General features: G+C 34.4%; 1 protein-coding gene. It reads right to left on the minus strand.

Annotation, left to right across the window (positions count from 1 at the left end):
* Window positions 1-8,207: hemagglutinin repeat-containing protein (locus J3U63_RS12780; protein ID WP_267371778.1), on the minus strand; the 8,207-nt coding region annotated here is incomplete at both ends.

The following is an 8,207-nucleotide window of genomic DNA, read 5'->3' on the forward strand; positions in this document are numbered from 1 at the left end:
GCTTAAGTTCATTACTGGCATGCTCAGTATCCCGACTTAACTCATTGATATCCTGCTTTTGTTCATTCTCATTGCGGATGATGATAGTGCCTTGGGACACCGCTGAATGCGTTATCGATTGTTCATTGTCTTTTTTATTATAACCGGCTGGCATTGATGGCATGCCAATGGTGCTGACGCCAACACTGCTGCTGCTGACTTTATAATCCGCTTTATTTTCGATATCAGTAAAGCTAATTGTGCCCGTATCAAGTTTGTTTTTACCGGTATCTTCCGCTTCCGATGCAATCACCGCCCCTTTTAAGTCAGTATTATTACCAACTTTAATATCATACCCACCTTTACCTGCAAATATGCCTGACTGGTCTGTAACACTTTTCCAGTTGCTGTCCATTTTGGAGGTAGAATTAGCCGCATTAATACTGCTTGTACCGCCAAGTGAAAAACTGCCGCCTACTGAGCTTGAGCTGTTTTTCATATGATATTCGTCACTATCTTGTTGTGAGGTAATATTCAGGTCATGACCAATATCGGCAATAACGCTGTCGCCTTTTATCTGGCCAGCATTAATATTGGCATCATTGCCTGTTATCATCGTTAGCTTATTGCCGGCTTCTATAACACTTTCTGTCCAGTCTGTTCCATTCCCTTTTTCTCGGGATTTACTTTGACTGCCGCTGGCTGATATATTAAATCCATTCTTTTGACCACCAAAGTTATACCCGACACTTACCGAACCACTGCTACTTTTTTCTTTAGTATCGGTTTTAAACGTGTTTTCTTGGCCGATAATATTAATATCATGATTAGCGTTAATGGTTGCGTTACGGCCTGCTTGTACTTGACTGCCAATGACATTTATATCACCACTATTGCTTTCACCATTGCCTGTTGCAATGATAGAGACATCACGCCCCGCTGCAACCGATGAGCTAACCACGGTATGTTGTTCTTGATTAACCGTACGTTTGGTTTTTTCGCTGCCAAGGCTAATATTAATGCCCACCGAAGCCTCAGGCACACCATCTTGTAAATTTGCTCCTGTTTCTAACGCCGCATTACCCGCTTGTAAGCCCGCTTTAATTTCCATTAATGCTTTGGTTTTATCATTGGTTTGCTGTTTGGCTTGTTGTAGTGTTTGAGTTGCGTTGTATATGTTACTGGCTGTACCCGAAACAGCAACGGTCACCCCAGTTTTTTGATATTTATACTCTTCTTTATGGGTAGTTTTGGCATCTAACGCTTCAATATTGACATTTTCACCTTGCATTTTAATATTTTGCTTAGCAATAATATCACTGCCTTCAACGTTAATATTTTTGCCTGCATGAATATTGACACTGCCGTCGGTACTGCCAACGACACTACCGACATAAGCTTGTTCGGTATCGGTTTGTTTTAGTGACTCTTTCTCTTTACCAACGGTAACACCAAGACCACCACTGCTCATTAACCCTGATTTTTTCTTTTTTGTTTCTTCTTTTCGGTAATATGACTCTTCTGCGGCATTAACCGTAATATCTTTATCGGCATAGAGATTGACATCATGGGTACCAACTACCTGACTACCGGTTACGGTTAAATTATTGCCAGCACTAATAGTCACACTATCACCATTGAGCATACTCCCTTTTTGAGTCGTGTTATCAATTACGGTGTGTGATGTACTTGTGGTTTTGTTTAAAAACCCTTTTGATTTAGTTTTATGAAATTCATCTAAAAAGGCGGTTTCGGTTGAAGAGCCTATTTCAATATCATTGTCTGCAATTAGATTTAATCGATTCCCCGCTTCAATATCGACTGTTTTGGCATTGATGTTATTACCTGCAATAATATTTACATTATTGGCCGCACTTATTCCGGTGCCAACCACGCTTTTTTCATCTGTGATGCGATAATCTTTTTTTCTTCGGTAATCAAATTTTTCTTCAATGTCAGCTGTGGTAAATTGGACATCATGGCCCGCTTGTAACCAGGTTGTGCCTTGTTCGCCACTGTTAATTATCCAGCCAGCCTGGGATTTAATGTCATGTCCTGCATCGATTATTATATTGCCGTCATTTACCTGAATAATGCTGGTTTTATCAATATTGGTCAGTGAATTTCTTGCTTTTGTTTGGGTTCTTGTGCTGGATAATAAATTAATATCATTATCTGCTGATAAGTAAACTAATTTATCCCCCACCAACTTACCATAATTGGTAATATCATTTTCAGCCGTTACCCCAACTTTATTACCGTAAATAGATCCGGTATTGTTGACATTGTATCCATTTAATAAAACATTTTCTTTTGCCTGTATTAAACCTTTATTGTCAAGCTGTTCACCTTTTATAAATACATTTTCGCCTGAAATAAGTGCACCATCAGTACCTAGCTGTTTTCGATTAACAATATAGACTTGTGGAACCAACACATCGATGTTTTCACCATCAACGGTAATGGTTTTTTTCATTAACAAGATCATATCGGTGGTTATGGCTCTCATCTGCTCTGCCGATAGTTCAACACCCGGTACAATTCCATATTGATTAGCAAAACTTATCCCTGCATCCATTAATGCCTGATATTGTTCAAGATCTGAACGATAACCCTGAAGATAGCGATTACCAGTTAAGCCAATAATCTGCTCACGAATAAGTTGCTGTTCGTAATAACCATCACCTAATCGTTTTTGGATTGAGTTTGGATCCACTTTTAAGCGATTAAGCATATAGTCAGAACTCAGCCACTTTTTACGTTGCGTAAAACGTGGATCGGTTTCAACGATATAACTTGGATTATATTTATTGACAATCCATAAACTATTATCAGGCAGGGTAATAGTTGGATCATATGTACTAATAGTTTTGATTGGAGCCATTATGCTATCAGCTTGAGCGGATTCTGGCTCTTTGATTGGTGTTTTATCCGCTGTATTGTTGTTTATATGATCAGTAATAATATCTTGTAAATTATTATCAGGTTTTTGACTAATAGCCGTTACATTATCAAATTTATTTGTAGGTACTGCAATATTCGATATTTTGTCAACTTTCTTATCATTCGGGGTTAGTTTAATATCAGTATTGTGTATTGGTTGTACAGGCTTTGTAGCGACCTCTTTAATGTCATTGTTCACTGTAATTGGCGTCGGGGTATTTTCTACCTTAACTGTTTCACGAGGTACCTCTTTTAATTCAGTTTGCTCAAAGATTTTATGATCTAAAATATTAGAATTTAAACTATCATCATTGAATATTTCATCAGGTTTATCATAAGGGGTAGAGGTGGCTCTATAATCTTTTGTGTCATTTTTCCAATGCTCTATTTTATTGCCCGAATACACATATTTTGAAATAGTTTCTTGTGAATAATTATTTAATTGTTGCACATTAATATTAACGGTTTTACCGGCTACAATTTTACTATCCTGATTATTTAATATTTGCCCCTTAATGACTATATTATTTGCAGCCGTGATTTTACCAGGATCTGTTTCCAGTACTACAGTGCGATATTTTGTTTTAATGATTTTGTAATGCCAAGAATTTGTACTTGTATAACCATCTTTTTTAATTTGAATTCTTGATAAAGCACCAGTCGGTCTTAAGTACTCGGGAATGTCTTTCCATAAATACCAACAGCCCTTATCGTGCTTTTCACAACCGTATGATTGAGGCCTTTTCCCTCTGAAGTGTGTACTTCTGATACGATATAAAATCTCATCAGGTGAATACTTTTCAAGTCTACCGCCAGCGATAAAATACTCCTCCATTTCTGGGGCTTCATCACTTTTGCGCATTTCGGTTATGATATGATCATTAATGTTATTAATTGCATTAGCATTAATATATAAATCGCCATGAGACTCAATATTTGCCGAGTGATTGTTGATGACATCTGCATTACCTGTCACATTTAAATTCTCATCAAGATCACCACCAATAATAAAATTGCCTAAGCTGAGTAACTGAGCGTGAGTATAATTATTTAAAGTATTAACGCCTAAATGAAAATTTTGCCGAGCAGCAATCACCGGTGCCACACCATTTTGTGCACGATTATTAAGTATTGAAGCTTTTATTGCTAAATTATCAGCATATATTCGCCCACTTTCTAAGTTATCTAATACATTGGTGCGAATGACTGTTGTGTCACCATTAATTAAACCATAATTATTAATGGTTTGATGATTGAGTGCTAAATAACCAGCGCTAATTTCTGATTGTTTTTCGTTAATTAATTGCTTACTTTCTAATGAAATTTGTCGGCCAGCAGTCATTTTATTTTTATTAATAATGTCTTTTTGCGTACGAATAGACAGATGACCATTGGTGGTTATTTCATTTTCATTAATAAAACTTTCATCTAAATCAAGCGATAACTCATTTTGACTTTTAATTACACCATCACCATGAAATGATTGTGTTTTTAAATAAATACTATCAGCAAGTAAACTTGCTTTACTATTGTCAAAATCTTTTGCGTTAATAATAAGGTAATGACTAGCATTTAATTTTGCGAATTGATTATTTAAATGGTCACTTTCAAGCATAATATTTTCTGCTAAATAATCTGATTGCTGATTATCCATACTTTGTGCTTTTATGCTTATGAGCCCATTAGTTTTTAATGTAGCTGCTTGATTATATAAATTTACGGCTTCTAATAAAATACCATTATTAGATAACAAGTTAGCATAGCTGTTATTGATATTATTTGATGCTTTAAGATTAATCAAGCCATTAGCTGTCATGCTGGCAGCGCTATTATCGATATTATTGGCAGCATTTAAAATAATATCTTGTTCTGAATCCATTTTAGCTTGCTGATTATTGATTGTTGTCGCATCAATATTAACCGAAGCTTTTGCTTGTAATTCACTATTTTGGTTATTGAATTGATTGGCTTTAATAGTAAGTGATTTTTCACTAACTAATTTAGCATATTGATTCATCAAGTCTTGTGCATTAATCGCTAAATCGCCTTTTGTAAATAATTTCGCCTGTTGATTATTCAGCGTACCTGCATCAATTGTTATTCCTTTTAGCCCCGATAATAGTAATGCCGATTGATTATCAAATTGGTTGGCTTTTAAGGTTATTTGCGCTTGTGATTGTATTGTCGCATTATTATTCTTAAGATTATCACTGATTACTGTAATTGCTTTTTCGGCAACTAAAATGGCATCACTATTGTCAAATTCTGGACTATTAATCGTCATTGAATCATCAGATTTTAGTACCGCTTCTTTATTGGTAAGGTAATGACTATTTATGTTGATAGATTGATTGCTAAATAATTTTGAGGCAGTATTATCAACATTTTCACTCGTGATGTTGATATTTCCTTTACTACTTAACATCGCTTTTCGATTATCTAATTGCTTTGTATTGATAGTCAGTGATTGCCCACTCCCCATTTGGCTGCCGGCATTATCAATTTGTTCACTATTAATAATCATATCTTGATTAGCAACCCATTTCGCATTGCTATTTTTAAGAGTATGCGCATTAACGTTAATTTTACCTTGAGCACCGAGTTCTGTTGATTCAGTATTAAGCTTATCAGCATAAATATTGATATCATTATCACTTATTAATGTTGCATTATTATCAATCAATTCTGTCGTTGAAATATCAAGGTTGCCAACACTATTTATTGATGATTCAGAACCCGTAATTGTGCCAGATTTCACACCTAAATATTGCAACGACGTTAGTACTGCTTTTTTGATATTCAATGCCTGTTGATTATCAATATTTAGATTACCTTTGCTTGTTATTTTAGCTTGATTAAGCGATGCAATTTGGCTTTTTAGCGTAAAATTACCTTCTGTAACATATTCTGCAGTGTCACTCATTAACTGCTTAGTATCAATATTGATATCACCTTTACTGGAAAGTTTGGCTTGGTTAAGTGACAAGTTTTGGCTGTTTAAATCTAAATTGCCTCCACTTACATATTGAGCATTATCACTTGCTAGCTCATTAGTTTTAATATTAATAGCTTGCTTAGCTTTAATTTCACTGTTTTGATTATTGACACTAGTAGCCGTTAATTCAATCTTATCATTAGATAAAATAACGCTATGTTCATTATTAACATCACTGGCATGAATATTAATAAATTGGTCTGCCCAAAATTTTGCATTAGTGTTAATAAAATTGTCTGTTGTAACATCAATAGCACCATCAGTAATCAATGTCGCATTAGCATTTTTTAGTGTATTATCTGCATTAATTTTAATACCAGATTTAGTTTGTATTTGCGCCGAAGTATTGTCTATATCTTTAGCATTAATAACTAAACCACCATCAGATAATATTATTGCATCGCTATTATCAAGTTGCTCTGTTTCGATATTTAATTGCCCGGATTGTAGCGTTGTTTTTTGATTATTAATTTGCTGCGCGGTTAAACTAATTGTTCCCTCGCTGCTCCATTTGGCGTTTTGATTATTCAGTTGAGTAGTCTGCACTTTCATGCCACTTTTCGCATACATGGCCGAATTAGCGCTTTCAATTTGTTCTGCGTCAATCGTTAATTTTTGATTAGTAACTAGCTGAGCGGCGTTAAACGCTGCAAATTGTTTTGCATCAATCGTTAACTCTTTTTCTGCTTTTATCGTTGCATTATTGGCTTGGAGAGTTGTTGCATTAAATTGAATTTGGCCAGTTGATAATATTTCAGCATTATTATAAGTTTGTTGTTTTCCTATAATTGCTATGTCACCTTTAGCACCAACATTTGCTTTAGTTAAGTCAATATTCTGACTGTTAATTTGCATGTACTTTTGAGAATATAGATTTGCAGCGTTCGCAACAAGTTGTTCAGTTGCCGTCAAAGTGATTGCTTGATCTGACTGTATAACACTATTGTTACTTAATAATTTAGTCGTACGAAGGGTTAAATTTCCACCAGCAAAAAGTTCTGCCTCATCATTAACCATCTCTTGTGTATCAATATTTAATTGATCTTGCGATAACATTATGCTCGTTTTGTTATCAAACAATTTTGTTGCAAGAATATTAATATTGCTACCACTTTGCCATTTTGCATTTTGGTTATATAAGCTATTGCCTGAAAATGTTAAAGATTGACCAATTAATGTTGAGTTATTGTTATTTAATTGATTAAATTGATAATTTATTGTTCCAGTTGCTTTTTGTTGACTTGATTGATTATTAATAGAGTCCGATTTAACTGTAATATTTTTACCTGCTAACCATAGTGAACTACCACTTTGTAATTCGTGACTATCAACATTAATATCACCCAACACATTTAGCTGGGAATTATTTAGCTGTAAATAATGACTGTTTAAAGATAAAGATTGTTCAGTGATTAATTGAAGGAAATCGGCGAAATAATTATTGGATTTAATATTAATCGCTTTTTTTGCCTGTATATTGGCTTGATTAGTGAATAAATTTTGAGCGCCAATATCGAGCTCTTGCTCAGTAATAAGCTGAAGTTTATTAGCATTGATTTGATCTGCAGATAAAGAAATAGCACCTTTAGCACTTAAATTCGCATTTTGCATTGCAATATCTGCTGCGTGCATAGTAATTTTTTGATTTGTTGCGAGTTTAGAATCGTTACCTTTAATATCATTAGCAGTAAAAGTTATGTCGCTTTCTGATATTAATTGGCTATTTTCATTAATAATTGAACCACTGGAGAATGTGATCCCTTTTTTAGTGATAATCGTTGAATTAGATGTATCTATGCTGTTTGAATTAATTACATCAAGTTGCTGTTCTGTTTGCAGCTGTGCAGCTTTAAGTGAAAGGCTGTTGCTAAACAATTCAATACGATTAGCATATGTTTGGCTATTATCGAGATTTAAAGCTTCTTTTGCGTTTAATAAAAGTTTTTCACTTGCGCTATTTTTACCATTAAAATTAATATTATTGGCTGATGCAAAAATAGTTCCCGAATTAGTTAGTTTTCCTTGATCGTTGACACCAGACACAACACGACTCTTTTTACTACTATTTATTTTGTTAGCGTCAAGTGTAATATTATTTTGAGCAATTAAAGAGCCATCATTAACAATAGTTTGTTCACTTTTTAATTTAATATTTTGTTTGCTGTAAATTTGATTCTGGTTATTAATATCTTGCACACTATTGATATTAATACTTTGTTGAGCCTGAATTGCACCTTGATTGGTGATTTTACCATCAGCACTGATAACAATACTGCCGGCACTGGCACCG

Origin of the sequence: Gilliamella sp. B2838 (assembly GCF_026536185.1) — a bacterium.
Lineage (GTDB): Bacteria > Pseudomonadota > Gammaproteobacteria > Enterobacterales > Orbaceae > Gilliamella.